The organism is Aeromicrobium flavum (assembly GCF_007992115.1).
GTDB classification, from domain to species: Bacteria; Actinomycetota; Actinomycetes; order Propionibacteriales; family Nocardioidaceae; genus Aeromicrobium; species Aeromicrobium flavum.
Map to the genome: position 1 here is coordinate 49,033 of NZ_BJZQ01000003.1, position 26,323 is coordinate 75,355.

Here is a 26,323-nt window from a genome sequence, read left to right on the forward strand (position 1 = left end):
GCAGGCACGGGTACCGCCACCCTTTCCGCTGGCGTTCACCCCGCGTTCATCGCAGGTCGCCGGGCATTCATGCGCCACGCCTACCGTCGACTCATGCGCGACCAGTACTACGAGCAGCTCGACCAGATCGTCGACGAGCTCGTCCTCATCACCGACCGGGTGCGATCCGCCGTGGCCGATGCCACCACGGCCCTGCTCGACACCGACATCGCGACCGCCGAGCGGGTGATCGCGAACGAGAGCACCATCGAGGAGGCGATCGACGAGGTCGAGGAGCGCGCCCTCGTCCTGCTGGCGACCCAGCAGCCGGTCGCCACCGACCTGCGCCAGCTCGTCTCGACGCTGCGCATGGTCGCCGACCTGCAGCGCATGAGCGCGCTCGCGGTGCACGTCTCCAAGACCGCCCGGCGGCGCATGCCTGACGCCGCGGTGCCGCTGCCCGTGCAGCCGCTCATCCGCGACATGGCGAAGGTGGCGGACTCGATGATCGCCTCGGCCGCCCGGATCGTGTCCGAGCGCGACCTCGACGCGGCTGCGGCGCTGGAGTTCGAGGACGACGAGATGGACCGGCTCCGCAAGGAGCTGTTCCGTGTCCTGCTCGACGGCGAGTGGCCGCACGGCGTCGACACGGCCATCGACCTGGCCCTGCTCGGCCGCTACTACGAGCGCGTGGGCGACCACGCCGTCAACATGGCCCGCCGGGTCGTCTACCTCGTCACCGGCGAACTGCCGGTCGCCTGACCACCGAACGACGAACGGCCCGGGCGGGTGCCCGGGCCGTTCGTCGTCGTTCGCGGTGTCGCGTCACTGCGAGGGAGGCGAGGTGTCCTCGTCGTCGCTGTCCGTCTCGGGCTCGGCCGGAGCGGACTCCTCCTCCGCCGCCTGCGCCGTGGCGCTGGGGGAGGGGCGCTTGGCCACGCTCTCGTACATGCTCGTGCGGCCCACGACCGGCACCTCGACGCTGGCGTCGCCGCCTGGGGTGGCCGCGAAGCTGATGGTGACGTAGGCGCCCTCGGCGACCTCGTCGCCCTTGACGACGATCTCGCCCGCGGGGCCGAGGGTGAGCAGCGTGTCGGCCTTGAGCTGGATGGGGCGCGCGAGCTTCTTCGCGGCGCCGTCGACCGAGACCGACTCGATGGTCTGGTCCTCGTCGGCCAGCAGCGCACCGGAGAAGGTGGCGGTGCCGTCGCCGTTGTCGACGAACAGTCCGTTGTGGACCTCGACCGGGCCGTGGCGCAGGTTCGACCCGACGGCGGCCTGGTACTGCTGGTTGGTCTGGGCGCCGAAGCTCGTGCCGCACGCGGAGAGCGCGAACGGGGCGGTGAGGGCCAGGGCGATGGCGGCGATGGTTCGTCGTGTGCTCACGCTGGCATGGTATCCGGGACGGCCGCGGACGAAGGCAGGCAGGGTACTCGTCCCCTTCTGTTATTCTGGTCACCTAGGAAAGGTGCGTCATCCATGGCTTTCTCTGTCGGCGAAACCGTTGTCTACCCGAATCACGGGGCTGCGGTGATCGAAGACATCGAGGTCCGGACCATCAAGGGTGAGGACCGCGCGTACCTCGTTCTCCGGATCATCGCTCAGAACGATCTGGTCGTGCGCGTGCCGGCCGACAACGTCGACCTGGTGGGGGTGCGCGACGTGGTCGACGAAGCGGGGCTGGAGAAGGTGTTCAGCGTGCTTCGTGCCGAGCACGTCGAAGAGCCCACCAACTGGTCCCGGCGTTACAAGGCGAACCTGGAGAAGCTGCACTCCGGTGACGTCCTCAAGGTGGCCGAGGTCGTCCGCGACCTGTGGCGCCGTGATCACGAGCGCGGCCTCTCGGCCGGCGAGAAGCGGATGCTGGCCAAGGCGCGCCAGATCCTCGTCTCCGAGCTCGCGCTTGCCGAGAACACGAACGAGGACAAGGCCGAGACCCGTCTCGACGAGGTCCTCGCCTCCTGACCGCAGCACTCACGACGAACGCCCGGCTCCGGCCGGGCGTTCGTCGTCTGTGGGGGGCGGTCACCACCAGGCCAGGCCCAGGGCGACGAGGTCCTCGACCAGCTGGTCGCGCGTCAGCGGCGGGTCGTCGTCGAGCACGAAGCGCACCGCGAGCGACTCCACCGCCAGCACGATGAGCCACGACGCCCGCGCGGGGTCGCGGCGTCGGTCGCCGGCGGGCATGCGCCCGCCGAGGTAGGCGCGCAGCACGTCGCGGACGCGACGCTCGAGGCCCAGTCGGTCGTCGAGGTGGCGCGACGCCGGCAGCTCCTGCCAGACCACGCGCAGCAGCGTCGCGTCGCGCTCGAGCGCGCTGAGCAGTGCCACGGCCGTCGTCCGGGCCATGGCCTGGGGGTCCTCGTGGACGTGGTCGACCAGCGCCGCCACGACGTCCTCGGCCAGCCGGTCGACGTAGCGGGCGGTGACCTCCTCCACGATCGAGGCCTTGTCCGGGAAGTACTGATACAGCGACCCGGGGCTGACGCCGGCTCGATCGGCGACCCGGTTGGTGGTGAGGCGGTCGTAGCCGTCGGCGACCAGGACGTCGCGCGCCGCGTCGACGATCCGGTCGACCATGTCGCGCGACCGTTGCTGACGGGGCTGCTTGCGAAGGGCCATGACGCGAATTGTATGCGAGTAAATGCTCGTGTCAGGCTCGACGCATGACGAAGCTGCAGAGCTACCCCACGCGGTTCCGCGCGGGCGGGGAGCGCAACACCCGGCTGGGCCGACCGCTCAAAGTGTTCGCCGGGGTGCGCGAGGTCGACGAGGTGCTCATGGCGCGGATCGGGCGGGGGTTCACCCAGCGCGACGAGGTGGGTGCCGCGTTGGCCGAGGCCATGCGGCTCGCGCCGGGTGACCCCGAGCGCGTGACGATGGCGCAGTTCCGTGCCGCGCTGGAGCAGGGCGTGCCCGCGGACGCGCCCGCGGCGCTCGCTGAGTTCTTCGCGGTCGTGCTGCGGGAGCCGGACTGGCTCGACCGCGATCTCGTCGACGAGGGCGCCCGCGTGTTCCGCCGCTTCGGCCGCAACGCCGCGGACGTGCTGCTGCAGTTGTCGCTGATCGGCGGCTACCGCTTCGGCGGTCCGCCCGACCTGCTGGTCGCGACCGGCGGGCTCTCGGGGTCGAGCACCCGGCGCCGCCTGGCCGAGACGCAGTCCTGGGCGGTCGCCGTCACCACCCCCGGCGAGCTGATCCCGCACGGTGCGGGCTGGCGCGCGACGGTGCACGTCCGGGCCATGCACGCCCTCGTGAACCACGCCTTCGAGCCGCGCTGGGACATCGGTCGCTGGGGACTGCCGATCAACCAGGCCGACCAGGCCGGCACTCTCGGCCTGTTCGACGGCGCGGTGCTGATCGGCGTGAAGGCGCTGGGCGTGCCGGTCAGTCGGCGGGAGTCGCGCGCGGTGATGCACCTGTGGAAGTACGTCGGTTGGCTCATGGGGGTCGACGACGCGTGGCTGGTCGACTCCGAACGCGAGCGACAGCGCATCAACTACCACGTGGTGCTGGCGCAGGAAGGGATCACGGAGGCCGGACCACAGCTCGCGCAGGACATCATCGCGGTGCTGGGCACCCTGCCGCACGGCCGCTGGAAGACCGAGCGGAACCTCAGCATGCTCAGTTTGTTCCTGGGCCGCGAGAGCATGCGCGAGCTGGGATTGCCGTGGCGCCCGGCGTGGGCGCACCTGGTGCTGTGGGGCGCGAACACGATGCGACACCGGGTGCTGGGCCGACTGCCCGGAGGGCGTGAACGGCTCGAAGTCGCAGGGGCGCGGGTGGCGCAGAAGATCCTCGGCGAGTACTACGGCTCGGACGACGACCGCGCCGTCGCCGACCTGCCGGCCTGAGCGACTGCTCCGCTCCGGCGCCCCCGCTCCACTTTTGGTCCCCGATCCACGCGTCGAGGCGGATCCGAGGTGGATCCGGGACCAAAAGTGGGACTCAGGCCAGGACGAGGGCGACCGCGACGGCGGCGATGCCCTCGCCGCGGCCGGTGAGGCCGAGGCCGTCGGTGGTGGTGCCCGAGAGCGAGACCGGCGCGCCGATCGCGTCCGAGAGGACCGCGGTGGCCTCGTCGCGCCGGCCCGACAGCCGCGGCTCGTTGCCGATCAGCTGCACGCTGACGTTGCCGATCGACTGGCCGGACTCGCGGACGAGCTCGGCGGTTCCTCGGAGGAACTCCAGCCCCGGGGCGCCGGCGTAGCGCGGGTCCGCCGTGCCGAAGCGCGACCCGATGTCGCCCAGGCCCGCGGCGGTCAGGACGGCGTCGACCATCGCGTGCGCGACGCAGTCGCCGTCGGAATGGCCCTCGAGCCCGCGCGGGGCGTCGGGCCAGTGCAGCCCGGCGACCCACAGGGGCCGGCCCTCGACGAGTCGGTGGACGTCGGTGCCGATGCCGATCCGCGGAACGCTCACGCCTGAACCCTAGTGGGGATCAGAACGCGAGCCGCTTGTTGCGCGGCGCGATGACGTACGTGACGCCACCGCTGCCCTTGAGCCACGCGCGCTCGAACTGGGCGCGGTCGTAGACCCGGCGGACCTGGGCGTTGGTGCGGGCGGCGGGATCGTTCACGATGACGTCGCCGTCCTTCTCGAACCCGCGCACGACCATGAGGTGTCCCGGGGTCGAGCTGATCGGGGCTCCGCGCAGCTGGCCGCGCCCGAACGCGACCGACGCGATCACGGGCACGCCCTTCTTGAGGTACGCCTCGATCTCACGCAGGTTCACGAGGCGGTGGACGACCGCGTCGGTGCTGTACATCGAGGCGTACGCGGTGTTGAACGGCCACGTGCCGGTGCCCCGGTAGGCCGAGTCGTAGGAGTAGCGGGCGGCGTGGTCGACCCAGCGGTCGGCACCGGAGGCCCACGAGTAATCGGCGGCCTTCGGGCCCAGGCCGAAGTAGCGCAGCACCATCGAGGTCGAGGTGGGCGAGCACCAGGCCTCGCCACCGCCGCCGAACTGCGGGTAGTGACCGGTGTGGATCATCTGCGACGACATCGGCACCTTGAGGTCGACCGTCCTCGTCATGGTCGTCCGCGAGGTCCCGGCCGACTTGGTGACGTAGGTGGACGAGACGCCCGAGACGGTGCGGACGATGGGGGACTTCGTCCGCGTCGTCCTCCGGGACGCGGAGACCTGGATCTGCCACTTCGAGAACGTGCGGCCGGCGGCGGCACGGACGACGTCGGTGTCGACGCGGGCCAGGGCGTCGGCCTGCGTGCCGTAGGTGCGGCGGGCGCCACCGGCGAGGGCGTGGCGCCACTGGGCGACGGTCTTCCAGGACGAGACCGTGGAACCGCTCGCGACCCGCACCTTGACCTTGAGGAACGTGCCCGACGGCATCCGCGTGACGTTCCACGAGGGGATGAGGGCTGTGCTCGCCTGCGGCGTCGCGACCCACGGGGAGCGCCAGCTCTTGGACCTCGACCCGGCCGGGATGACCAGCTTGGGCGTCCAGCGGGTCAGCTGCGGACGCGGGTGGGAGGCGGCCTCGGCGGGCGCGGACACCAGCGTGGGAGCGATCAGGGCGGACGTCAGCAGGGCGGTGAGCGCTGCCGCGACGGGGAAGAGTCGGCGGAACACCGCCTCAGGGTAGGTGAAAACTGAGGCCGGTGGTAGTGAAGTGATGCAGGGGCCCGGATTCGGCGCGGTCCTGCGAGGGCGCTGTGGCCGATACTCTTGACCCGTGACGCTGCACCTGTATGACTCCGCCAGCCGTGAGCTGAGGCCGCTCGACCCCGTCGTGCCCGGCCGCGTCGGCATCTACCACTGCGGACTCACGGTGCAGGGCCCGCCGCACATCGGCCACATCCGCAAGGAGCTCGTCTTCGACGTGCTGCGCCGCTGGCTCGAGCGCTCGGGCCTCGAGGTCACGATCATCGCCAACGTCACCGACATCGACGACAAGATCCTCGCGAAGGGCCGCGAGCGCGGCGAGTCGTGGTTCGCCGTCGCGTACGAGAACGAGCGCGCCCTGCACGCCGCCTACGAGGTCCTGGGCTGCCGCCCGCCCACGTACGAGCCGCGCGCCACGGGCCACGTGCCCGAGATGATCGAGATGATCGAGGCGCTGATCGAGCGCGGTCACGCCTACCCGGCCACCGACGGCTCGGGCGACGTCTACTTCGACGTGCGGTCGTGGCCCGACTACGGCGAGCTGTCCAACCAGCGCATCGACGACATGCAAGCCGCGCCCGACGCCCCGGCCGACGGCAAGCGCGATCCCCGCGACTTCGCCCTGTGGAAGGGCCGTAAGGACGACGAGCCCGAGTCCGCCTCCTGGCCCACCCCGTGGGGTCGCGGCCGCCCCGGCTGGCACCTCGAGTGCTCGGCGATGGCGGCGAAGTACCTCGGCACCGAGTTCGACATCCACGGCGGCGGTCTCGACCTGCGCTTCCCGCACCACGAGAACGAGCTGGCCCAGTCGCGCGCCGCGGGCCAGGCGTTCGCCCGGGTGTGGATGCACAACGCGATGCTCAACCTCGGCAACTCCAAGATGAGCAAGAGCGTCGGCAACACGCTGACCGTCGCCGAGGTCGTGAAGCGCGTCCCGGCCATCGCCCTGCGCTACTACCTCATCGCCGCGCACTACCGCTCGATCATCGAGTTCAGCGAGCAGTCCCTGGCCGAGGCGGCCACCGCCTTCGAGCGGATCGAGGGCTTCTGCCTGCGCGCCGCCGAGCTGGTCGGGGCCGGCGAGCCGGGCGACGTGCCCGCCGACTTCGCCGCCGCGATGGACGACGACCTCTCGGTGCCGGCCGCGCTCGCGGTGCTGCAGGCCACCATCGGCGAGGGCAACCGGCTGGTGGCCGACGGCGCCTCGGTAGCCCTCGCCGACACGCTCGCGTCGGCCCGGGCGATGCTGGACGTGCTCGGTCTCGACCCGCTCACCTGGGCGACGCAGGGCGAGTCGTCCGCGACCGCCGACGCGCTGGGCCAGCTGGTCGACGCGCTGGTGGCCGCGCGCGCCGAGGCCAAGGCCGCCAAGGACTGGAACCGCGCGGACGAGTTGCGCGATCAACTGACTGCTGCGGGGATCGAACTCGAGGACACGCCCTCGGGGACCCGCTGGAACCTGAAGGGTGGCCACTGATGGCCGGCAACAGCAAGCGCAAGGGCGCGATCAAGAAGACGGGCAAGGGCAACCCCACCGCGGGCTCGGGCGGCCGTCGCCGCCAGGGGCTCGAGGGCAAGGGGCCGACGCCGCGCGCGGAGGATCGTCCCAACCACAAGAAGTACAAGATGGCCCAGGCAGCCGACAAGCGTCAGTCGAGCCGGCCCAAGCGCCGCAACGACGAGGGCCCGGAGCTGGTCGTCGGCCGCAACTCGGTCGTCGAGCTGTTGCGCGCCAACGTGCCGGTCCTGTCGCTGCAGATCGCCGAGGGCATCGACCGTGACGACCGCGTGCGCGAGATCTTCCAGCTCGCCGCCGACCGCCACGTGCCGCTGCTCGAGGTCGCCCGCGTCGAGCTCGACCGCATCACGTCCGGTGCGGTGCACCAGGGCGTCGCCGCGAAGCTCGAGGCCTACGACTACGCCGACGCCGACGAGCTGCTCGACCTCGCCGCCGAGCGCGGCGAGCCGGCCCTGATCGTCATCCTCGACGGCATCACCGACCCCCGGAACCTGGGCGCCATCGTCCGCTCGGCGGCGGGCTTCGGCGTGCACGGCGTCGTGATCCCCGAGCGTCGCGCCGCCCACATGACGGCGGCGGCGTGGAAGACCTCGGCCGGCGCGGCGGCGCGGGTGCCGGTGGCCCGCACCACCAACCTGACCCGCCAGATCAAGGCGTACCAGGAGGCCGGCCTCATGGTGATCGGCCTCGCGGCCGACGGCGATGTCGCGCTGCCCGACACCGACCTGCTCGACGGTCCGCTCGCGGTCGTCATCGGCAGCGAGGGCAAGGGCCTGTCGCGCCTTGTCGGCGAGACGTGCGACCAGCTCGTCTCGATCCCGATGTCGTCGTCCCTCGAGTCGCTCAACGCCGGCGTCGCCGCGGGCATCACCCTCTACGCGATCAGCCAGGTCCGCGCCTGAGCCCGGGGGAGCGCTGAGCGTGACGTTCGCGGGGGCGACACGCCGTGAGGCACCCCGCAAACGTCACTGCCAGCGCTTCCTCAGCCGCCCAGGACCTGCCTCAGGTAGGCGTTGGTGAACTTGCGGGCGGGGTCGAGGCGGTCGCGGACGGCCACGAAGTCGTCGAAGCGCGGGTAGACCGTGCGGAAGTGGTCGGCGCCGAGGGTGTGCATCTTGCCCCAGTGCGGGCGGCCGCCGTGCGCGACGAAGATGTCCTGCATCGCGGCGAAGTAGCGCGTGGGGTCGGTGCGGTGGAACTGGTGCACCGCGAGATACACGTTGTCGCGCTCGTACCCGGTCGACAGCCAGATGTCGTCGGCCGCCGTGAACCGCACCTCGACGGGGAACGAGACGTGCTCGCCGGACCGGTCGTACCACCGCCGCATCTCGGCGATGGCCTCGCCGGCGGCGGCCCGCGGCAGCGCGAACTCCGACTCGCGGAACCGCACGCGCCGCGGCGAGATGAAGACCTCGTGGGACGCGTCGGTGTACTCGCGAGCGCCGAGCAGTGACCCCGAGAGCTCGTTGATCCGCGGGACGAGTCGCGGCCGGCGCGCGGCGATCCGCTGCACGCGCTCGTAGACGGTGTTCGACAGGAGCTCGTCGTCGAGCAGGTGTCGCCAGCGCGGCAGTGGAGCGGGGGGCGTGCCCTCGGGGACGCGGTTGTTGCGCTTGGTCAGCGCCTTGTCGGTGTGCGGGAAGAAGTAGAACTCGAAGTGGTCGTTGCCGTCGACGAGGTCGTCGAGCCCGGTGAGCACGTCGGAGAGCGCCATCGGCTCCTCGCGGGCGTGCAGCAGGAACGCCGGGACGCACTGCAGGGTGACCTCGGTGACGATGCCCAGGGCGCCCAGGCCCACGCGGGCCGCGTCGAACAGCTCGTGGTCGCCGTCGATCTCCAGCACGGCCCCGTCGGCGGTGACCAGCTGCAGGGCGGCCACGGCCCGGGCGATCCCGAACAGCCGGGCGCCGGTGCCGTGCGTGCCGGTGGAGGTGGCGCCGGCGACGGACTGCGGGTCGACGTCGCCCAGGTTGGGCAGGGCGAGGCCGAGGGCGGCCAGGCTCCGGTTCAGGTCGTGCAGCGAGATGCCCGCCTGGACCCGGACGAGCCCGGTGGTGGTGTCGGCGCTGAGGACCAGGTTCATCCGGTCGAGGTGCAGCAGCGCGCCCTCGGGCGCGGCGATCGGCGTGAACGAGTGGCCCGCGCCGACGGCCTTCACCTGCGGGTGGGCCAGGACGAACGCGACCACCTCGTCGGTGGTGGCCGGGTGGCCGACGGCGGTGGGGTCGGCGCTGACGTTGCCGGCCCAGTTGGTCCAGGTGCTCATCCGAAGTTCTTCCCCTCGCCGCGGTAGGTCGGGATCAGCGAGGCCTGACCCGCGGTGTCGACGAGGGCGACCTGGTCGAAGCGCTCGCACATCTCGCCGGCCTTCGCGTGCCGGAAGAGGACGCGGTCGCCGATCGCGAGCGACCGCGCGACCTTGCCGCGCAGCGGCGTCTGGACCTCGCCGGCCCCCTCCGCGGGATAGAGCTCGAGGCCCTCGGGCCACACGGGCGTGGGCACGCGTGAGTCGCCCGCGGGACCGGAGGCGATGTACCCGCCGCCGAAGCACGTGGCGGCGTCCGGGGACGGCTTGCGGACCACCGAGAGCGCGAAGAACGCCGCCGGTCGCGGCGTGAACGAGCGGTAGTCGTCGAAGAGCGTGGGGACGAACAGTCCGGATCCGGCCGCGAGCTCGGTGATCGTGGGGTCGTCGCGCCACACGTCGAGGCTGCCGGTGCCGCCGGCGTTGACGATCTGCAGGTCGGTCATGGACGACACGGCCTTGACGATCCGGCGCCGACGTTGCCGCAGCTCGGACGCGGAGCGTCGCTTGACCATCCGGATGGCGGCGCCGCTGTCGGGCATCCCCGCGATCTGGGCGTCGTAGAACATCAGCCCGACGAGGTCGAAGCCGGGACGCTCGGCGATGGCCGCCGCGATCCGCTTCGTCTCGCGGGTCGTGTGGACCGGTGAGCGGTGCGCGCCGAGGTGGGCGCCGAACACCCGCAGGGACGCGTCGACGTCGAGGCAGACCCGGATCGGCGGGTGCCCCGGGCCGGCGTAGGAGTCGATCAGGTCGAGGGCCTCGAGCGAGTCGACCATGACGGTGATCGACGCGAGCCGGCGCTCGTCCGCGACGAGGTCGGCGTACGCCTCGCGCTCGACGCTGGGATACGCCAGCAGCACGTCGTCGACGCCGTGGTCGGCGAGCCACACCGACTCCGCCAGCGAGTAGGTCATGACGCCGCGGAACCCGTCCAGCGTCAGCACGTTCTTGATGATCGAGCGCACCCGGACGGACTTCGTGGCCAGTCGGACGGGCACGCCGCCGGCTCGCCGGACGAGGTCGCCGGCGTTGGCCCACAGCGCCTCCTCGTCGATCACGGCGTACGGCGTGTCGAGCAGGGAGGTGGCGCGCAGCAGGCGGGGGAACGGGGGAGTCAGGTCGAGGGGGGCCACGGGGCCAGTATGCATACTGGTCGCGTGCGCCGACCCGTCCTGTTGCTCGTGTTGACGGCGTTCGTGCTGGGCGGCTGCTCGTGGGGGTCCGACCATCCCGACCCCGCCCCCACGCCGAACCCGCAGCCGAGGCCGACGCAGCAGATCTCGCTCGACGAGCTCGGCATCGCCCGGTGGCCCGCTCCGGACGAGGACCGGCTCCCGGAGCCGCCCGCGCGCCCCGAGGGCGTCGAGCCGGCCGAGTACGCGCGGATGGTGGCGGCGGTCCGGACCTGGGCGATCCAGGCGGCCACCTCGCCCGAGACCGTCGGCACCGGGTTGCCCGCGTCGCTGAAGGCGGCGATCGCCGACCTCGAGGACGCGCAGGACGAGGCGCCGGAGCTGGCCCGGGGGAACGTGCTGGACCCGGACCTCGAGGTGCTCACGTCGGGCCTCACGGGGGCGTGGACCGTGTCGGCCGACGACGAGGGCTCGGTGAACGTCTCGTTGCAGACCCGGACGGCCTACGAGGTCCGCTCGCCCGGTGGTCCGGTGCGCGTCATCGGCGTCCTGCGGACCCAGGGCGTCATCGGCGGGCCCGACGACGACGGCTGGGGCACGATCACGGGCTGGCAGGAGTTCGGGGCCGCGGACTGCGCGACCGTGCTCGACGGCTTCCTCACGCCCGGCGGCGACGCCGACGACCAGCAGGCCGACCTCACGACGTTCGCCGAGATCGGCAACGGCGACGAGGCGATCACGCCCGAGCTGCCCGACGACGAGCGGGTCGACGAGGAGTTCGCGCGCACATGTCAGGCCGGACGGGTCTGAGGCTCGTTAGGATGAGCCGTCGGCCTCACCGCCGCGCCCCTGTAGCTCAGTCGGTAGAGCGCTTCTCTTGTAAAGAAGATGTCGCGGGTTCGAATCCTGTCGGGGGCTCCGCCGTGGTCCGGCGGGCGGTCGGGCCGCCCACGGGTTCTCGCGTCGCCACAGCGTCGGCAGGTGCAGGCGCACCCCGTCGCGGTCGGCCAGCCGTCCCAGCACGCGGAGCGTCACGTCGAGGTCGTCGCCGGCGTACGGCAGGGCCCGCAGCGGTGCGCTGAGCGGTCGGAAGAAGTCGTCCCAGTGGGTCAGCACCGCACGCCGTGCGCCGACCGCGGCGACGGTGTGCTGCCAGTACTGCGCGATGTAGTCCTCGCCGAGCACCCCGAGCTGGCCGACGCCGAGGTAGACCACGTCGGCCTGCCGACCGTCGAGTGCACCGGGCATGAAGCCGGCGCTGCCCTGGACGAGCGTGACACCGGAGTCCGGGTGCTCGACCAGCAGCGACCACGCCTCACCGCAGCGGTAGGCGGACGCCTTCGCCGGGGTCCGCAGCGGCTCGTCGATGGTGCCCGGGTAGCGATCGGGCGGGCAGTGCTCCGAGGGCACCGCGGTGACGGTCCACGGCCCGTACGCCGTGGGGGTCCAGGGTGTCAGGAGGCGGGTCTGCTCGGGCTCCAGGCCCGCGCCGGTGCCGACGTGGAGCGTGGAGGTGCCCCCGACCAGCAGGGCTCCGGTGCGCCGCGCGACCTCGGGGGAGTCCATCACGTGGTCGAAGTGGCTGTGCACCGGCAGCACGGCCTCCACCCGTGGCGCGGTCGGACCCAGCAGCCCGAGCCGCTCCAGCCCCGCGTCGATCCGCTCGGGGACCGGCGCGATCCGGCCCACGCCGACCTTCAGCAGCGACGGACGCGAGAAGAACCCGTCGACGACCAGGGCCGAGGCCCCGTCGTCGAACGAGAGCGTCGACACCCCGGCGAAGGTCACGCCGGGCCGGCCCTCGGCCGCCTCGGGGACGTCGAACAGGCTCGCGTACGGGGTCAGGTCCGGGCGACCGAGCTTCATGCGCATGCAGGCACCCTAGGCGCGACGGCCGGACCGCGGACACCGTACGGTCGGAGCATGGAGTCCACCGACCTGACCGACCTCGTCCGCGAACACCTCGACACCGCGCGCTCGGCACGAGCGGGACGCAGCGCCGTCGCCCTGCACCGGGGCCGGCACCACCAGCTGCGCCAGACCGTCATCGCGCTGTCCGCCGACCAGCGACTCGACGAGCACGAGGCCCCCTCGGAGGCGACCCTGCTCGTGCTGGCCGGCCGGGTGCGGCTGACCGCCGGCGACGAGTCCTGGGAGGGCGGCGCGAACGAGCTGCTCGTGATCCCCGACCGCCGCCACGACCTGCTCGCGCTCGAGGACGCGGCCGTCCTGCTCACGACGATCGTGGATGCCACCTGAGGAGGGCCGCTCCGCGGGCGCCCGGGCACCTGAGACGATGCAGACCATGGACGTTCCCCAGGCGCACAGCGACTTCATCCTGACCTTCGCCTGCCCCGACCGGGTCGGCATCGTCGCGGCGATCGCGTCGACCCTGGCGCAGGACGGCTGGACGATCACCGAGAGCCAGCAGTACGCCGACCCCGACACGCGCCGGTTCTTCATGCGGGTGCGGTTCTCGGCCGACCGCGCCGTCGCGCTGGACGAGGTGCGCACGACGCTGGCGCCGGTCCTCGAGCCGTTCGAGATGGACTGGGACCTGCACGACGCGTCCGCGCCGCTGCGCGTCGTGGTGATGGTGTCGAAGCAGGGCCACGTCCTCAACAACCTGCTGTTCCACACCCAGCAGGGGCAGGTGCCGATCGAGATCGTCGCCGTCGTCTCGAACCACCCCGACTGGCGCGACGTCGTGGAGTGGCACGGCATCGAGTTCCACCAGATCCGGGTCACGGCCGAGACCAAGCGCGAGACCGAGCAGTTCGTGCTCGACCTCATGGAGCGCACCGACGCCGAGGCGCTGATCCTGGCTCGCTACATGCAGATCCTGACCGACCAGATGTGCCGCGACGTCCACGGCCGCGCCATCAACATCCACCACTCGCTGCTGCCCAGCTTCAAGGGCGCCCGACCGTACGAGCAGGCGCACCGGCACGGCGTCAAGGTCATCGGCGCCACCGCCCACTACGTCACGGCCGACCTCGACGAGGGGCCGATCATCGAGCAGGACTTCCGTCGGGTCGACCACCGGTCGTCGGCGGCCGAGCTGGCGGCCATGGGCCAGGACCTCGAGGCCCGTGCCCTCGTGCACGCGGTGCGCGCGCACGCCGAGCACCGGGTGCTGCTGAACGGGATGAAGACGGTCGTCTTCGACTGACTCAGCCGAGCTCGCGCTCGGCCCGGGCGAGCCAGGTGAGCGCCCGGACGGCCTCCCAGGTGCCCGGCTTCAGCCGGCCTGCGGTCGTGCGCGCGGTGTCGAGCAGGCCGGACGCCTCGGGCCGACCGGACGCCTCGATCGCCAGCAGCGCGAGGGACTCGACAGCCTCCCACGTGCCCGGTTTGAGGCCGGCGGCCGTGGCGAGGGCGCGGTCCAGCGCCTCGCCGGCACTCATCGCTGCTTGCCGCCCTCGTCCTCGACGGCGGCGGGGTCGGACGCGGTCGCCGGAGCGGTGGACGTCATCGCGACGGGGTCGCCGCCGGTGGTCAGCGTCGTGTCGATGCGCTCGTTGGCGTAGCGCAGGATCTCGGCGACGGTGGCGGTGACGGGCACCGCGAGGAACGCGCCGGTGATGCCGAACATCGAGCCGCCCGCGGTGACCGCCATGAGCACGACGGCCGGATGCAGGTTCATGCTCTTGCCCTGCAGCATCGGCGAGAGCACGTTGCCCTCGAGCTGCTGCACGGCGATGATCACCGCGAGGATGATCAGCGCGTCCTGGGGGGAGTTGGTGACCAGGGTGACCAGCACCGCGATGGCGCCACTGGCGAACGCGCCGACGATCGGGATGAAGCCGCCGATGAAGGTGATGACCGCCAGCGGCACCCACAGCGGCTGGCCCACGAGCGCCAGCGCGACGCCGATCAGCACGGCGTCGATGAAGGACACCAGCGCCTGCGTCCGGATGAAACCGCCCAGCGTGTTCCACGCCCGGTAGAGCAGCTCGCGCAGGTGGCCGCCGACGCGGTGGCCGCCGAGACGCTCGACGTAGGGCAGGAAGCGGTGGCCGTCCTTGATGAACAGGAACGTCAGGATCAGGATCAGGACGGTGTTGACGATGACGTTGGTGGCGACGCCGATCGTCGAGAGGACGCCGCTGCTGATGTCGCCGGCGCTGTCGCGCAGCCAGTCCTCGACGGAGTTGAGCGCGTTGCTGATCTGGCCGGACTCGATCGGCAGTGGGCCGTTGACCAGCCAGTCCTGCACCTCGCCGACACCCTTGGCCGCACGGTCGGCGATCTGCGGCGCCTCGTCGACCAGCTGCGGGATGAGGATCGAGAACAGCACGCCCAGCGCCGCGAGGAAGCCGAGCATGACCAGGCCCGCCGCGGCCGCGGCCGGGACTCCCCGGTCGCGGAGCGCCTTGGCCGGCGGACCGAGGACCGTGGCGAAGAGGATCGCCAGCGCGACGGGGAACCAGACCACCCACGTGTGCCCGACGGCCCAGCCCAGGACGTAGAGGGCGGCGGCGATCACGATGATCCGGATGCCCCAGCGTTGGATCACGACGAAGCCCTGATCGATGATCACGGCCCGGTCGCGAATGCGTGTCTCGCTCACGCGGCAACCCTATCCGGGCAGGGCCCACTCGACCGGTTGCGCGCCCTGCGCCACCAACGCGTCGTTCGCGCGGCTGAACGGGCGCGAGCCGAAGAACCCGCGCGAGGCGGACAGCGGGCTCGGGTGTGCCGACTCGATGCGGGGGACGTCCGCGAGCCGCGGCGCCAGCGCCTGGGCGTCGCGGCCCCACAGGATCGCGACGAGCGGGCCGCCGCGCTCGACGAGGGCGGCGATCGCGCGGTCGGTGACCGCCTCCCAGCCCCGGCCGCGGTGGCTGGCGGACTCGCCGGGCCGCACGGTGAGGCAGCGGTTCAGCAGCATGACGCCGCGATCGGCCCAGGCCGAGAGGTCGCCGTGCGGCGCCGGCGCGATGCCGAGGTCGGCCTGCAGCTCGGTGTAGAGGTTCACGAGGCTGCGAGGCAGCGGGCGCACGTCGGGCTGGACGGAGAACGACAGCCCCATCGGGTGGCCGGGCGTGGGGTAGGGGTCCTGGCCGGTGATGAGCACGCGCACGTCGGCCAGCGGCGTGCGGAACGCGCGGAAGATCGCGTCCGGCGCGGGCAGGTAGCTGCGACCGGCCGCGACCTCGGCGCGCAGGAAGTCGCCCATCGCGGCGATCTGCGGTGCGACCGGCTGCATCGCCTCGGCCCAGTCGGGGGCCATCAGGTGGTCGAGGTCCACGAGATCTCCTGTCAGTGCTTGCGCAGTGCGGTCGGCGCCAGGGCGCTGGCCACGAGGGCGAGGGCGAGCGGCACGAGGAACGCGGTGGTCAGCGACACCCAGTTCGTCAGCAGGCCGATGACGGACGGGCCGCTCAGCAGCGCCACGTACCCCATGCCCGTGACCCGCGCGATGATCGCCGCGCCGTGCCGGGGGTCGACGTTGCCGGCGGCGCTGAAGAACTGCGGGACGCAGCCGGCGAGCCCGATGCCGACGACGGCCCAGCCCGCGATGGCCACCGCGGGCGTGGGGGCGACGATCGCGATCGCGAGCCCGACGGCGCCGAGGATCGAGGCCCACCGGACGAAGGTGCCCGGTCCGGTGAGGGCGACGATCCGGTCGGCGACCAGCCGGGACACGAACATCGCGAGGCTGAACGCGCCGAAGGCCACGGCGGCGAGCGCCTCGGTGGTGCCGAGCTCGTCCCGCAGGTGCACGGTGCTCCAGTCGTACGCCACGCCCTCGGCCAGCATGAGCGCGAACGCCAGGGCCCCGAGCAGCGCGACCTGGGCGGTCCACGGCGGGCGCTCGAGCTGCTCCTCGCGGTCGCGGACGTCGTGGTCGAGCAGGTGCGGCCGGGCCGCGACGACCAGGGCGAGCCCGACGACCGCGAAGACGATGAAGTCGAGGGTGACGGGCCAGCCGAGCGCGAGCATCGCGCCCCCGAGCCCCGAGGCCGCGAGGCCGCCGGCCGAGAACCAGGCGTGGAAGGACGACATGATCGGGCGGCCGTAGGCGCGCTCGACCGTGACCGCCTGCGCGTTCTGGGCGACGTCGACCAGGCCGTTGGTCGCGCCGAGCACAGCCAGGGCCGCGCCGAGCGTCCACGCGTCGGTGGCGAGCGCGGGCAGCGGGAGGAACACGCACATCAGGACCAGCCCGACGGTGGCCGCCCGCGCGCTGCCGGTGCGGTCGACGAAGAACCCCGCGGCCTGCATGCCCAGCCACGCGCAGACGCCCATGAGGAGCAGCAGCGTGCCGAGCGTGGCCGCCGACACCCCGGTGCGGTCCATCACGACGGGGATGTGCACGATCCACGCACCGAGCAGGAACCCGTTCGAGAACAGCAGCGAGGCCGCCGCGACACGGGCCCGGGTCAGCGTCGTCTCGGTCTCCCTCACCCGACGAGTCTAGGAGCGTCCGGCGACGGTGCCCGTGGGGCCGGAGGGCACCTGCGGTGCTGGGACCCGGCCGGTAGCATGGGCTGGTTGTGTCTTCTGCGCTCACCGACTACCGCCGCCTCTGGGGCGCAGCTGGATTCTCGTTCGTCGCGGTGGCGTTCCTGGGTCGCATCCCGCTGGCGATGAGCCAGATGGGCGTCCTGCTGCTGGTCGCGCAGGCCACCGGCCGCTACGGCATCGCCGGGGCCACCGCGGGTGCCCTCGCCGTCGCCAGCGCGATCGGCTCGCCCTTCTTCGGTGCGGCCGCCGACCGGGTCGGGCAGCGCCCCGTCGTGCTCACGCAGTCGATCCTGGGTTCCCTCGGCCTGGTCGCCGTCGTGTACGCCGCCGACCAGGGCGTCTCGTCCGGTGCCCTCATCGGGGTCGCGGCGATGACCGGCCTCGTGATGCCGCAGGTCGGACCGTTGGCCCGCGTGCGCTGGCGCCCGGTCCTGGACAGGCGGGTCAAGCAGGGGCGCATCCGCGACTCCGAGGTGCACCGCTTCGTCGACCTCGCCTTCTCGTACGAGGGTGCGGGCGACGAGGCCTCCTTCGTCCTCGGCCCGGCCCTGGTCGGCATCCTCGGGGTGCTCATCGGTGCCGACGGCGCACTGCTCGCCGCCGCCGCGCTGCTGCTCGTCTTCGGCTCCTGGTTCGCCGTGCACCCGACCGCGGCGCTGGTGCCTCGCGGCAGCGAGCACGCCCCCACCCACGGCGTGAAGCTGTGGACCGCCGCGTTCATCGTGCTGGCGTTCGCCGTCTTCCTCATGGGCACGTTCTTCGGCAGCATCCAGGCCGGCTCCACGGTGCTGGCCACGCAGCAGGGACACCCCGACGTGGCGGGCCTGATCCACGCCGTCCTCGGCGTCGGCAGCATGATCGCGGCGCTGTCGCTCGCGGCGGTGCCGGTCAGCGTCCTGTACGCCACCCGGATGCTGTGGGCGTCCGGCGCGATGGTCGTGCTCGCGCTGCCGCTGCTGCTGGTCCAGACGATCCCTCAGGTCGTCGGGGTGATCGCGGTGCTGGGCTTCGCGGTCGCGCCCTATCTGATCAGCGCCTTCGCGCTGGCCGGCCTCATCGTCCCGCCGGCCCGGATCGGCACGGCGATGACGTTCATGGCCGGCGCCACCGGGCTGGGCTACGCCACCGGCGCGTCGCTCGCCGGTCGCGCCGCCGACGGGGCGTTCGGTCCGTCCGGGCCCACCCCGGCCTTCGCCGTGACGATCCGCGCGATGGCGGTGGCGTTCGTGGTCTCGCTGGTCACGCAGCGCATCCTGCGCAACGCCCGCATCGTCTCCTGACTCAGCGGTCGAGGGCGGCCCGGAGCCGCGACCTCGCCTCCGGCCACTCGTCGTCCAGCATCGAGAAGGTCACGGTGTCGCGCCACGATCCGTCGTCGCGGGGCTTGTGCTTGCGCAGCACGCCCTCGCGGGTGGCCCCGAGGCGCGTGATGGCGGCCTGCGAGCGCTCGTTGCGGATGTCGGTGTGCCACACGACGCGGAGGCAGTCGAGCTCCTCGAACGCACGGGTCAGCAGCAGCAGCTTCGCCTCGGTGTTGAGGCCCGACCGCCAGAACCGCCGGCCGATCCAGGTGTGACCGATCGCGACGGTCCGCAAGGCGGCGCTGACGTCGTAGAAGCAGGTCATCCCCGCCACCTCGCCGGTGCGCACGTCGACCTGCGCCCACGGCACGAGGGCCGGGTCGTCGAGGGTCCGCCGGATGCGCTCGGCGGCGAGGGCCGCGTCCATCACGTCCCAGCCCCGCAGGTGCTCGAAGACGGACTGGTCGTCGCCCGCGGCCGCCAGCCCCTCGGCGTGCTCGAGGGACAGCGGCTCGAGCCGCACGATCTCGCCCTGCATCACGACCGGGGTCCGCCACACGTCCTCCACGCGGAGCACCCTACTGAGTGGCGTGCGCGGCGTCAGCGGGTGAGCCGGTCGAGGAACGCGATCATCAGCGCCTCACGGACCCGCGGGGGAGCGAGGTCGACCAGGGCGTTGACCGGGCCGAGCCGCTCGGGCACGGCCACCGCGCCGTCGCCGCCGGTGAGGCCGGCCAGCGCCAGCAGGGCGTCGAACGCCGCGTCGTCGAGCGTGGCGGGGTCGAGCGTGGCCGCGGCCTCGGCGAGGGCGGGGTCGATCCGCACCGGTCCCGCGGCGACCGCCTCGGCCACGGCCTCACGCAGGGCGGTGAGGAACTCCCCGACGGAGTCGGCCGTCGCCGCCGAGATGGTCAGGTGCAGCGTCGCCGGCTCGTCGCCGAAGCGCATCTGCGGCTGCACGAACCAGCCCCGGTCGAGCATGAGGTCGCTGAGGGTGAAGACGTCGACGGCGTCGTCGGTGCCGGCCACGACGAGCGAGGTGTCGGGACGCTCCACGAGGTGCAGGTGCTCGATCTGCTCGATGCCCTCGGCCAGGGCGCGGGTGCCGGCGAGGGTGCGCTCGACGAGTCCGCGGTAGCCGTCGGCGCCGATGAGGCGCACCACGGCCCACGCGGCGGCGAGCGGGCCGCCGGACTTCGTCGACTGCATCGTCGAGTTGAGCATCGTGTAGCCGGGCCAGTCGGCGTGGGCGAAGAACTGGGGGCGACGCAGGCCGGCGTCGGCGTGCAGCAGCAGGGACACGCCCTTGGGGGTGTACGCGTACTTGTGCAGGTCGACCGAGAGGCTGGTGACCCCCTCGACCGCGAAGTCCCACGCGGGGGCGCCGGGTGTCCACGGCAGGATCCAGCCGCCGATGCAGGCGTCGACGTGCAGCCGCAACCCGCGCTCGCGGGTGACCGCCGCGAGCTGCGCGATCGGGTCGACGACGCCGTGCGCGTACGACGGCGCGGACGCCGCGACCAGCACCACGCGGTCGCCGAGCCGGTCGATCACTTCGGTCATGGCGGCCACGTCGGCCCGGTGCTCGGCTCCCACCGGCACGGTGACCAGCTCGACGCCGAAGTAGTGGGCCGCCTTCGCGAAAGCGGCGTGGATCGTGTCGGGCACGACCATCGCTGGACGCTCGACCCGCGCGGCGTCCCGCGCGGTCTGCACCGCGAGCAGGATCGACTCCGTGCCCCCGGAAGTCACCGTGCCGACGACCTCGTCCGACGCGTGCAGGATCGACCGGGCGAACCCGACGAGGTCGGCCTCCATGGACAGCAGGCTCGGGAACGCCGTGGGGTCGAGACCGTTGCTCGACGCGTACATCGACAGCGCCTGCCGCGCGACCTCGTCGGCCTCGGCCAGGCCGGAGTCGTAGACGTACGCCAGGGTGCGACCGCCGTGGGTGGGCAGGTCGTGCTCCCGGCGGGCGGCCAGCTCGGCGAGGATCTGCTCAGGCGACATCGGCGCTCCTCAGACGGTCATCGAGCCGGTAGCCCCGCAGGGCCACCAGGCTCAGGGCGGTCAGGACGGCCGGGACGAGCGAGAACCCGAGGGCGATGGCCAGGCGCGCGCCGTCGGGCTGCGTCACCGTCTCGTCGCCGGTAGAGGAGACGTAGCCGCCGACGGTCAGGGCGATCGCGAAGATCCCCGGTCCCATCGCGAGGCCGAGGGTCTCGCCCGCGGTCCAGACGCCGGTGAAGACGCCGATCCGGTTCGCGCCGCTGCGCTGCGCGTCGTCGGCGGCGACGTCGGGCAGCATCGCCATCGGGAAGACCTGGGCGCCGGCGTACCCGATGCCGACGAGCGCGGCGGCCACGTACGTCAGCGTGGTCCAGCCGGCGTGGGCGGTGAGGAGGGTCGTCATCCCGACGATGAGGAACGCGCTCGAGAAGGCGTAGCCCGACCGCTTGCCCCGGGTGTGGGCGTACCGCTCCCACAGGGGCGTCACGAGCAGGGCCGGACCGACGAAGGCCAGGAACAGGAACGTGTGGGCCGCGGCGCTGTCGAGCAGGTCGTCGGCGACGTAGGCGACGCCCGCCAACACCGTGCCGATCGCGGCCGCCTGGACCATGAAGGTCAGCAGGACGGCCCGGAAGTCGGCGTTGGAGGCGACCAGGCGCAGCTGGTCGGCGAACGTGCCCGGCGCGGCCTCGCCCGGGTGCTCCGGCGCGCCGCGCGTGCCCCACCACGCCCCGAGGACACCCAGGGCGATGACCGCCCCGACGTACACGCCCATGGCGCGGTGGCCGAGCTGATCGGCGACGAGCGGGGCGGTGGCGCCGGACACGAGGATCGCGAGCGCCAGCACCACGACGCGCCACGTCATGAGCCGCGTGCGCTCCTCGTAGTCGAGCGTCAGCTCGGCCGGCATGGCGACGTACGGCACCTGGAAGAACGCGTACGCGCTGGCGCACCCGAGGAAGGCGACGGCGACCCACGCGGCGGCCAGGACGCGGGGCTCGCTCGGGCCCGCGAACAGCACCGCGAACAGCACGGCCAGCGTGAGCCCGGCGCGGACGAGGAAGGGACGGCGGCGCCCGGCGGGATGCGTGGACCGGTCGCTGATCCGGCCCGCGATCGGGTTGAGGACGACGTCCCACGCCTTCGGCGCGAAGACGAGCACGCCCGCCAGGGCGGCGCCGACGCCGATCGTGTCGGTCAGGTACGGCAGCAGCAGCAGGCCGGGGACGGTGCCGAAGGTGCCGGTCGCGACGCTGCCCAGGGCGTAGCCGCGGCGGACCCGGGCCGGGAGCTCAGTCGTCACCGTCGGACGGGCCGAGATCGCGGACCGCCGCCAGCTCGTCGAGGAACGTCTTGGCCCAGCGCTCGATGTCGTTCTCCATCACCTGCTTGCGCAGCGCGCGCATCCGCTTGCGCAGGTCGACCGGGCTGGCCTGCATCGCGTCGACCATCGCCTGCTTCATGCCGTTGATGTCGTGCGGGTTGACCTGGAAGGCCTGCTTGAGCTCGCCGGCCGCGCCCGCGAACTCGCTCAGGACGAGCGCGCCGCGGTCGTCCCAGCGGGTGGCGATGTACTCCTTGGCGACGAGGTTCATGCCGTCGCGCAGCGGGGTGACGACCATGACGTCGGCGGCCCGGTACATCGCGGCCATCTCCTCGCGCGGGTAGGAGGTGTGGAGGTACTGGATCGGCTGCTGGCCGATGCGGCCCATGTCGCCGTTGATGCGGCCCACCAGCCGGTTGATGTCGTCGCGCAGCACGCGGTACTGGTGCACCCGCTCGCGCGACGGGGTGGCGACCTGGACGAACACGGCGTCGTCGACGTCGATGACGCCGTCGCTCACGAGCTCGCCGAACGCGCGCAGTCGTTGGGGCAGGCCCTTGGTGTAGTCGAGGCGGTCGATGCCGATCAGCACGTGGCGCGGGTTGCCGAGGCTGTCGCGGATCTCCTGGGCGCGGGCGATGACCTCGGGCGTGCGCGAGAGCTGCTCGAAGCCGCGGGCGTCGATCGAGATCGGGTAGGCCTTCGCGATGACCTTGCGGCCGTCGGGCAGGAAGACGGTGTCCTTGACGGTGCGGTGGCCCACGCGCTGGCGCACGAGGCGGGCGAAGTTCTGCGCGCCGCCGGGCATCTGGAACCCGACGAGATCGGCACCGAGCAGCCCCTCGAGGATCTGGCGGCGCCACGGCAGCTGCTGGAACAGCTCGGTGGGCGGGAAGGGGATGTGCAGGAAGAACCCGATCAGCAGGTCGGGACGCAGCTCGCGCAGCATCTGGGGGACGAGCTGCAGCTGGTAGTCCTGCACCCACACGACCGCGCCCGGGGCGGCGAGCGAGGCCGCCTTCTCGGCGAAGCGCCGGTTGACCGTGACGTAGGCGTCCCACCACTCGCGGTGGTACTCCGGGGTGACGACGACATCGTGGTAGAGCGGCCACAGCGTGCCGTTGGAGAAGCCCTCGTAGTAGTCCTCGACCTCCTGCTCGGAGAGGGGGACCGGCACCAGCCGCAGGCCGTCGTGCTCGAAGTCGTCGAGCTCCTCGTCGGACGCGCCGTGCCAGCCGATCCACGCGCCGCCGCGCAGCTTCATCACCGGCTCGAGGGCGGTGACCAGCCCGCCGGGGGACGTGCGCCAGGAGACCTCGCCGTCGGCGGCCACCAGCCGGTCGACGGGAAGGCGGTTGGCGATCACGAGGAAATCGGTCTGCTCGGGCGCCATGGGGCAACCCTAGAGGAGAACGGGTCCTCCCGCGTGTGCGCGACGCGTGGGCGGACCGATTCTCGATCGCGAATGACAACGGTGTGATTCCGGCGGTACCATCGGAGCCATGGCAGCGGTGGAGAAGCACGACGAGATGGTCCATGAGGGCACGTTGTCCGATCGCGACCGCGAGATGCTCGAGCTCGAGCGCCTGTGGTGGAAGTACGCCGGCGCCAAGGAGCAGGCGATCCGCGACAAGTTCGACATGACGGCCACCCGCTACTACCAGATCCTCAACGCGCTGATCGACTCCGAAGAGGCGCTCGCGCACGACCCGCTGCTCGTCAAGCGCCTCCGTCGCCTGCGCTCGCAGCGCCAGCGCCAGCGCCAGGCCCGGCGCACCGGCTCCGACCGCTGAGGTGGAGCAGCCGCCGATCGAGCGTCCCGACGACCGGCGCGACGCCCGACCCGGGCCCACCTGGACCCTGATCGCGCTCCCGGCCGCCTGGCTCGTGTTCGGCGTCCTCGGCGGCGTCGGCATCATCAAGGTCGTCCAGTCCGACGACGCGCCCGCGGCCCAGACCTCGTCGAAGGGCCCCGCCGCGACCACCAAGAAGACCGTGAAGCCGCAGGCCTCCGCCAAGCCGAAGCCGAAGGCGAAGCCCAGGCCCGAGCCGTCGACCGAGCCCACGACGGAGGCCACCACCGAGGCCCCGGCCACGCGCTCGCTCAGCGTCTCGGTCTACAACCAGGTCGGCATCGGCGGCCTCGCCGGCCGGGTCGCGGGTCAGCTCCGCGGCCTCGGATGGACCGTCGGCACCGTCGCCGACTGGCGTGGCGGCGTCCCGCAGGACACCGTCTACTACCCCGCGGGCGGGCAGGCCGAGGCCGCGCTGCTCGCGCAGGACCTGGGCATCGCCCGGCTCATGCCGGCCATCGCGAACATGTCCACCTCGGCACTGACCGTCGTGCTGGCCAGCCCCCGCTGACCCGTCACGGCGACGCGCCATACTCGTGTTCATGAGCGACCCGGGGAACACCCTGCTGGCCCTCGACTTCGACGGCACCCTCGCGCCGATCGTCGAGGACCCCGCGTCGGCCTGGATCCACCCCGACTCCCTGGCGGCGCTGCGCCGGCTCGGGCCCGTGCTCGGCGGCATCGTCATCATCACCGGGCGACCGGTCGACCAGGCTCGACGGCTCGGCCGCTTCGAGGAGGGCCCCGGGCTCGAGCGACTGGTCGTCTGCGGCCAGTACGGCGCCGAGCGGTGGGACGCGTCCAGTGGCGAGGTCCGCCGGCCGGGCCGCCCGCAGGCCGTCTCCGATCTCGCGGAGTGCCTGCCCCAGTGGCTCGAGGACCACGACGCGGCGCGGATCCGGGTCGAGGACAAGGGCCTGGCGATCGCCCTGCACACGCGGGGGATCGCGCCGGGTCTGCTCGACGAGCTGCGTCCCCAGATCGAGGCGCTGGCCGCCCGCGTCGGCCTCCACCTCGAGCCCGGCCGCCAGGTCATCGAGTTGCGGGCGGCGGGCACCGACAAGGGCCAGACCCTGCGCCGGGTCGTCGGGCCCATGAACCCGGCCGCCGTCGTCTACGCCGGCGACGACCTGGGCGACCTGCCGGCGTTCCAGGAGGGCATCCTCCTGCGCGAGCAGGGCGTCGACGTCACACTGGTCTGCTCGGCCTCGGCCGAGCAGGACGCCCTGGTCGCCCTGGCCGACGTCGTCCTCGACGGCCCGGAGGCCGTGGCCGCGTGGCTGACCGGCCTGGCCGACGAGCTCGCGCCGGCCTGACCCACGCCGCTCCGGGCGTCTCGAAGTGTGGACGATGTAGACGTATCGTGAGACGCCGCCCTAGGCTGAAGTCACTCATCCCGAGGGGCAGAGGGACACGGCCCGACGAAGCCCCAGCAACCAGCCGATCACGGCCAGGTGCTAATTCCGTCCGCGGTCGATCGCCGGCCGCGGAGAGATGAATGGAGCCTTCGTGAGCACCACGCTGTCCGACACCCCCACCCTCCGCGCCGGCGCGTTCGGCAACGCCACGTGCCTGAAGTGCCGCGAGTGCGGCGCCACCCGCGAGCTCGGTCCGCACTACGCCTGTTACGAGTGCTTCGGCCCGCTGGAGATCGGCTACGAGTTCGGCGAGGTCACCCGCGAGCAGATCGAGGCCGGCCCGGCCAACATCTGGCGCTACAAGGCACTGCTTCCCGTGCCCGACGACATCGAGTCCAGCCCCAACCTCGAGCCCGGCTTCACGCGCCTGCTCGACGCCCGCAACCTCGCCGCCGAGCTCGGGCTGACGAGGCTCTGGGTCAAGGACGACAGCACCAACCCCACCAACTCCTTCAAGGACCGCGTCGTCGCGTGCGCCCTGAGCGCCGCCCGCGAGTTCGGCAGCAAGGTCTTCGCCTGCCCCTCCACCGGCAACCTCGCCAACGCGGTCGCCGCGGCCGGCGCCCGCGCCGGCATCCGCACGGTGGTGTTCATCCCCAGCAACCTCGAGACTCCCAAGCAGGTGAACTCGGCGATCTTCACCGAGAACCTCGTCGCGGTCGACGGCACGTACGACGACGTCAACAAGCTCGCCAGCGAGATCGCCGGCGAGGACCCGGGCTGGGCCTTCGTCAACGTCAACGTCCGGCCCTTCTACGCCGAGGGCTCCAAGACGCTCGGGTACGAGATCGCCGAGCAGCTGGGCTGGCGACTGCCCGACCAGGTCGTCATCCCGGTCGCCTCGGGCTCGCAGCTGACCAAGGTGCACAAGGCGTTCCGCGAGCTGGTCGAGCTCGGTCTGGTCGAGGACAAGCCGGTCCGGATCTTCGGCGCGCAGGCCCAGGGCTGCAACCCCGTCGCCACCGCCTTCAAGGACGGCGTCGACGCCATCCGCCCGGTCAAGCCCGACACGATCGCCAAGTCGCTGGCGATCGGCAACCCGGCCGACGGCATCTACGTGCTCGACATCGCCCGCTCCACCGGCGGCGCCGTCGAGGAGGTCGACGACGACCAGATCCGCGACGCGATCGTGCTGCTGGCGCGCACCGAGGGCATCTTCACCGAGACCGCGGGCGGCACCACGGTGGCCGTGCTGAAGAAGCTCACCGAGACCGGCCAGCTCGACCCGGAGCTGGAGACGGTCGTGATCAACACCGGTCACGGGCTCAAGACGCTCGACGCCGTCTCCGGGGCGGTCGGGCCCCGCGCCACCATCGCCCCCACCTACGACGCCTTCACCGCGGCCGGCATCGCCTGAGCCGTCCGACCCGAACCTTCCCGA

27 protein-coding genes, 1 tRNA gene, 1 pseudogene and 1 riboswitch are annotated in these 26,323 nt (G+C 72.4%); of the genes and pseudogenes, 14 read left to right on the top strand and 15 right to left on the bottom strand.

What is annotated here, in order from left to right:
* Positions 1 to 93 precede the first annotated feature (93 nt).
* Positions 94 to 741 carry a phosphate signaling complex protein PhoU gene (phoU, locus tag AFL01nite_RS04740; RefSeq protein WP_146826028.1) on the top strand — a complete coding sequence of 216 codons (648 nt, stop codon included), beginning with the start codon at positions 94 to 96 and terminating at the stop codon, positions 739 to 741.
* A gap of 63 nt (positions 742 to 804) precedes the next feature.
* Here the strand turns inward: phoU and AFL01nite_RS04745 are convergent, their stop codons facing one another.
* A complete protein-coding gene (locus AFL01nite_RS04745) occupies positions 805 to 1,365 on the bottom strand; it encodes a hypothetical protein (RefSeq protein ID WP_146826029.1) in 561 nt (186 codons plus the stop codon).
* Positions 1,366 to 1,458: 93 nt separating this feature from the next.
* On the opposite strand from AFL01nite_RS04745, the gene AFL01nite_RS04750 reads away from it, so the two are divergent.
* Complete coding sequence (locus tag AFL01nite_RS04750; RefSeq protein WP_146826030.1) at positions 1,459 to 1,944, top strand: CarD family transcriptional regulator; 486 nt, start codon at positions 1,459 to 1,461, stop codon at positions 1,942 to 1,944.
* A 60-nt stretch (positions 1,945 to 2,004) separates the two neighbouring features.
* Here the strand turns inward: AFL01nite_RS04750 and AFL01nite_RS04755 are convergent, their stop codons facing one another.
* Positions 2,005 to 2,601 carry a TetR/AcrR family transcriptional regulator gene (locus AFL01nite_RS04755; protein WP_222593393.1) on the bottom strand — a complete coding sequence of 199 codons (597 nt, stop codon included), beginning with the start codon at positions 2,599 to 2,601 and terminating at the stop codon, positions 2,005 to 2,007.
* 44 nt (positions 2,602 to 2,645) lie between these two features.
* Here AFL01nite_RS04755 and AFL01nite_RS04760 point away from each other — a divergent pair, with 44 nt between their 5' ends.
* Entirely contained in the window at positions 2,646 to 3,833 is a 1,188-nt protein-coding gene (locus AFL01nite_RS04760) for an oxygenase MpaB family protein (RefSeq protein WP_146826031.1), read from the top strand.
* A gap of 94 nt (positions 3,834 to 3,927) precedes the next feature.
* On the opposite strand, the gene ispF is transcribed toward AFL01nite_RS04760, so the two are convergent.
* A complete protein-coding gene (gene ispF / locus AFL01nite_RS04765; protein ID WP_146826032.1) occupies positions 3,928 to 4,401 on the bottom strand; it encodes a 2-C-methyl-D-erythritol 2,4-cyclodiphosphate synthase in 474 nt (157 codons plus the stop codon).
* 19 nt (positions 4,402 to 4,420) lie between these two features.
* Positions 4,421 to 5,569: a C39 family peptidase gene (locus tag AFL01nite_RS04770; protein ID WP_186813814.1), complete on the bottom strand. Its 1,149-nt coding sequence runs from the start codon at positions 5,567 to 5,569 to the stop codon at positions 4,421 to 4,423.
* Between the two features lie 103 nt (positions 5,570 to 5,672).
* Here AFL01nite_RS04770 and cysS point away from each other — a divergent pair, with 103 nt between their 5' ends.
* Both cysS and rlmB read left to right on the top strand, forming a co-directional pair.
* Positions 5,673 to 7,079 (top strand): cysteine--tRNA ligase, encoded by a 1,407-nt coding sequence (cysS, locus tag AFL01nite_RS04775; RefSeq protein WP_146826034.1) that lies wholly within the window; start codon positions 5,673 to 5,675, stop codon positions 7,077 to 7,079.
* Positions 7,079 to 8,023, top strand: coding sequence for a 23S rRNA (guanosine(2251)-2'-O)-methyltransferase RlmB (rlmB, locus tag AFL01nite_RS04780; protein WP_146826035.1), 945 nt, complete (start codon positions 7,079 to 7,081; stop codon positions 8,021 to 8,023). The genes cysS and rlmB overlap by 1 nt, the downstream gene beginning before the upstream one ends.
* 80 nt (positions 8,024 to 8,103) lie before the next feature.
* Here the strand turns inward: rlmB and AFL01nite_RS04785 are convergent, their stop codons facing one another.
* The gene (locus AFL01nite_RS04785) at positions 8,104 to 9,387 is read right to left on the bottom strand and encodes a D-arabinono-1,4-lactone oxidase (protein ID WP_146826036.1); all 1,284 of its coding nucleotides are present in this window, start codon (positions 9,385 to 9,387) and stop codon (positions 8,104 to 8,106) included.
* On the bottom strand, positions 9,384 to 10,562 hold the full coding sequence (locus tag AFL01nite_RS04790; RefSeq protein ID WP_246119585.1) for an amino acid deaminase/aldolase: 1,179 nt from the start codon (positions 10,560 to 10,562) through the stop codon (positions 9,384 to 9,386). Before AFL01nite_RS04790 ends, AFL01nite_RS04785 begins: the two co-directional genes overlap by 4 nt.
* A gap of 24 nt (positions 10,563 to 10,586) precedes the next feature.
* On the opposite strand from AFL01nite_RS04790, the gene AFL01nite_RS04795 reads away from it, so the two are divergent.
* Both AFL01nite_RS04795 and AFL01nite_RS04800 read left to right on the top strand, forming a co-directional pair.
* Positions 10,587 to 11,372 carry a hypothetical protein gene (locus tag AFL01nite_RS04795; RefSeq protein WP_146826038.1) on the top strand — a complete coding sequence of 262 codons (786 nt, stop codon included), beginning with the start codon at positions 10,587 to 10,589 and terminating at the stop codon, positions 11,370 to 11,372.
* 35 nt (positions 11,373 to 11,407) lie between these two features.
* A tRNA-Thr gene (locus AFL01nite_RS04800) sits at positions 11,408 to 11,480 on the top strand.
* Between the two features lie 558 nt (positions 11,481 to 12,038).
* On the opposite strand, the pseudogene AFL01nite_RS15780 reads toward AFL01nite_RS04800, so the two are convergent.
* A pseudogene (locus tag AFL01nite_RS15780) lies at positions 12,039 to 12,434 on the bottom strand (hypothetical protein); the annotation flags it as partial.
* Between the two features lie 51 nt (positions 12,435 to 12,485).
* Between AFL01nite_RS15780 and AFL01nite_RS04810 the strand changes: the two are divergent.
* Complete coding sequence (locus AFL01nite_RS04810; RefSeq protein WP_146826039.1) at positions 12,486 to 12,821, top strand: cupin domain-containing protein; 336 nt, start codon at positions 12,486 to 12,488, stop codon at positions 12,819 to 12,821.
* A 46-nt stretch (positions 12,822 to 12,867) separates the two neighbouring features.
* Positions 12,868 to 13,734: a formyltetrahydrofolate deformylase gene (purU, locus tag AFL01nite_RS04815; RefSeq protein WP_222593394.1), complete on the top strand. Its 867-nt coding sequence runs from the start codon at positions 12,868 to 12,870 to the stop codon at positions 13,732 to 13,734.
* A 1-nt stretch (position 13,735) separates the two neighbouring features.
* On the opposite strand, the gene AFL01nite_RS04820 is transcribed toward purU, so the two are convergent.
* The 4 genes from AFL01nite_RS04820 to AFL01nite_RS04835 are packed head-to-tail and all read right to left on the bottom strand — an operon-like array spanning position 13,736 to position 16,976.
* On the bottom strand, positions 13,736 to 13,969 hold the full coding sequence (locus AFL01nite_RS04820; protein WP_146826041.1) for a hypothetical protein: 234 nt from the start codon (positions 13,967 to 13,969) through the stop codon (positions 13,736 to 13,738).
* A complete protein-coding gene (locus AFL01nite_RS04825; protein WP_146826042.1) occupies positions 13,966 to 15,135 on the bottom strand; it encodes an AI-2E family transporter in 1,170 nt (389 codons plus the stop codon). Before AFL01nite_RS04825 ends, AFL01nite_RS04820 begins: the two co-directional genes overlap by 4 nt.
* 9 nt (positions 15,136 to 15,144) lie before the next feature.
* Positions 15,145 to 15,816, bottom strand: coding sequence for a uracil-DNA glycosylase (locus tag AFL01nite_RS04830; RefSeq protein WP_281285728.1), 672 nt, complete (start codon positions 15,814 to 15,816; stop codon positions 15,145 to 15,147).
* Between the two features lie 11 nt (positions 15,817 to 15,827).
* Entirely contained in the window at positions 15,828 to 16,976 is a 1,149-nt protein-coding gene (locus AFL01nite_RS04835; RefSeq protein ID WP_146826043.1) for an MFS transporter, read from the bottom strand.
* Positions 16,977 to 17,065: 89 nt separating this feature from the next.
* Between AFL01nite_RS04835 and AFL01nite_RS04840 the strand changes: the two genes are divergently transcribed.
* Positions 17,066 to 18,316, top strand: a complete 1,251-nt coding sequence (locus AFL01nite_RS04840; protein ID WP_146826044.1) for an MFS transporter — start codon at positions 17,066 to 17,068, stop codon at positions 18,314 to 18,316.
* A 1-nt stretch (position 18,317) separates the two neighbouring features.
* On the opposite strand, the gene AFL01nite_RS04845 is transcribed toward AFL01nite_RS04840, so the two are convergent.
* Genes AFL01nite_RS04845 through AFL01nite_RS04860 form a run of 4 tightly spaced genes read right to left on the bottom strand, consistent with a single transcriptional unit; the run spans position 18,318 to position 23,064 of the window.
* Positions 18,318 to 18,905, bottom strand: coding sequence for a GNAT family N-acetyltransferase (locus AFL01nite_RS04845; protein WP_246119586.1), 588 nt, complete (start codon positions 18,903 to 18,905; stop codon positions 18,318 to 18,320).
* 32 nt (positions 18,906 to 18,937) lie between these two features.
* A complete protein-coding gene (locus AFL01nite_RS04850; protein ID WP_146826045.1) occupies positions 18,938 to 20,347 on the bottom strand; it encodes a pyridoxal phosphate-dependent decarboxylase family protein in 1,410 nt (469 codons plus the stop codon).
* Positions 20,337 to 21,650, bottom strand: coding sequence for an MFS transporter (locus tag AFL01nite_RS04855; RefSeq protein WP_146826046.1), 1,314 nt, complete (start codon positions 21,648 to 21,650; stop codon positions 20,337 to 20,339). The genes AFL01nite_RS04850 and AFL01nite_RS04855 overlap by 11 nt, the downstream gene beginning before the upstream one ends.
* On the bottom strand, positions 21,640 to 23,064 hold the full coding sequence (locus AFL01nite_RS04860; protein ID WP_146826047.1) for an alpha,alpha-trehalose-phosphate synthase (UDP-forming): 1,425 nt from the start codon (positions 23,062 to 23,064) through the stop codon (positions 21,640 to 21,642). The genes AFL01nite_RS04855 and AFL01nite_RS04860 overlap by 11 nt, the downstream gene beginning before the upstream one ends.
* A gap of 109 nt (positions 23,065 to 23,173) precedes the next feature.
* Here AFL01nite_RS04860 and AFL01nite_RS04865 point away from each other — a divergent pair, with 109 nt between their 5' ends.
* From AFL01nite_RS04865 to thrC, 4 genes are all read left to right on the top strand, one after another.
* Positions 23,174 to 23,464: a DUF3263 domain-containing protein gene (locus tag AFL01nite_RS04865; protein ID WP_146826048.1), complete on the top strand. Its 291-nt coding sequence runs from the start codon at positions 23,174 to 23,176 to the stop codon at positions 23,462 to 23,464.
* A gap of 1 nt (position 23,465) precedes the next feature.
* On the top strand, positions 23,466 to 24,035 hold the full coding sequence (locus AFL01nite_RS04870) for a LytR C-terminal domain-containing protein (protein WP_146826049.1): 570 nt from the start codon (positions 23,466 to 23,468) through the stop codon (positions 24,033 to 24,035).
* Between the two features lie 31 nt (positions 24,036 to 24,066).
* Positions 24,067 to 24,840 (top strand): trehalose-phosphatase, encoded by a 774-nt coding sequence (gene otsB, locus AFL01nite_RS04875; protein WP_146826050.1) that lies wholly within the window; start codon positions 24,067 to 24,069, stop codon positions 24,838 to 24,840.
* 72 nt (positions 24,841 to 24,912) lie between these two features.
* A riboswitch (SAM riboswitch) is annotated at positions 24,913 to 25,025 on the top strand.
* Between the two features lie 8 nt (positions 25,026 to 25,033).
* Entirely contained in the window at positions 25,034 to 26,299 is a 1,266-nt protein-coding gene (thrC, locus tag AFL01nite_RS04880; protein WP_246119587.1) for a threonine synthase, read from the top strand.
* The last annotated feature ends 24 nt before the right edge of the window (positions 26,300 to 26,323 follow it).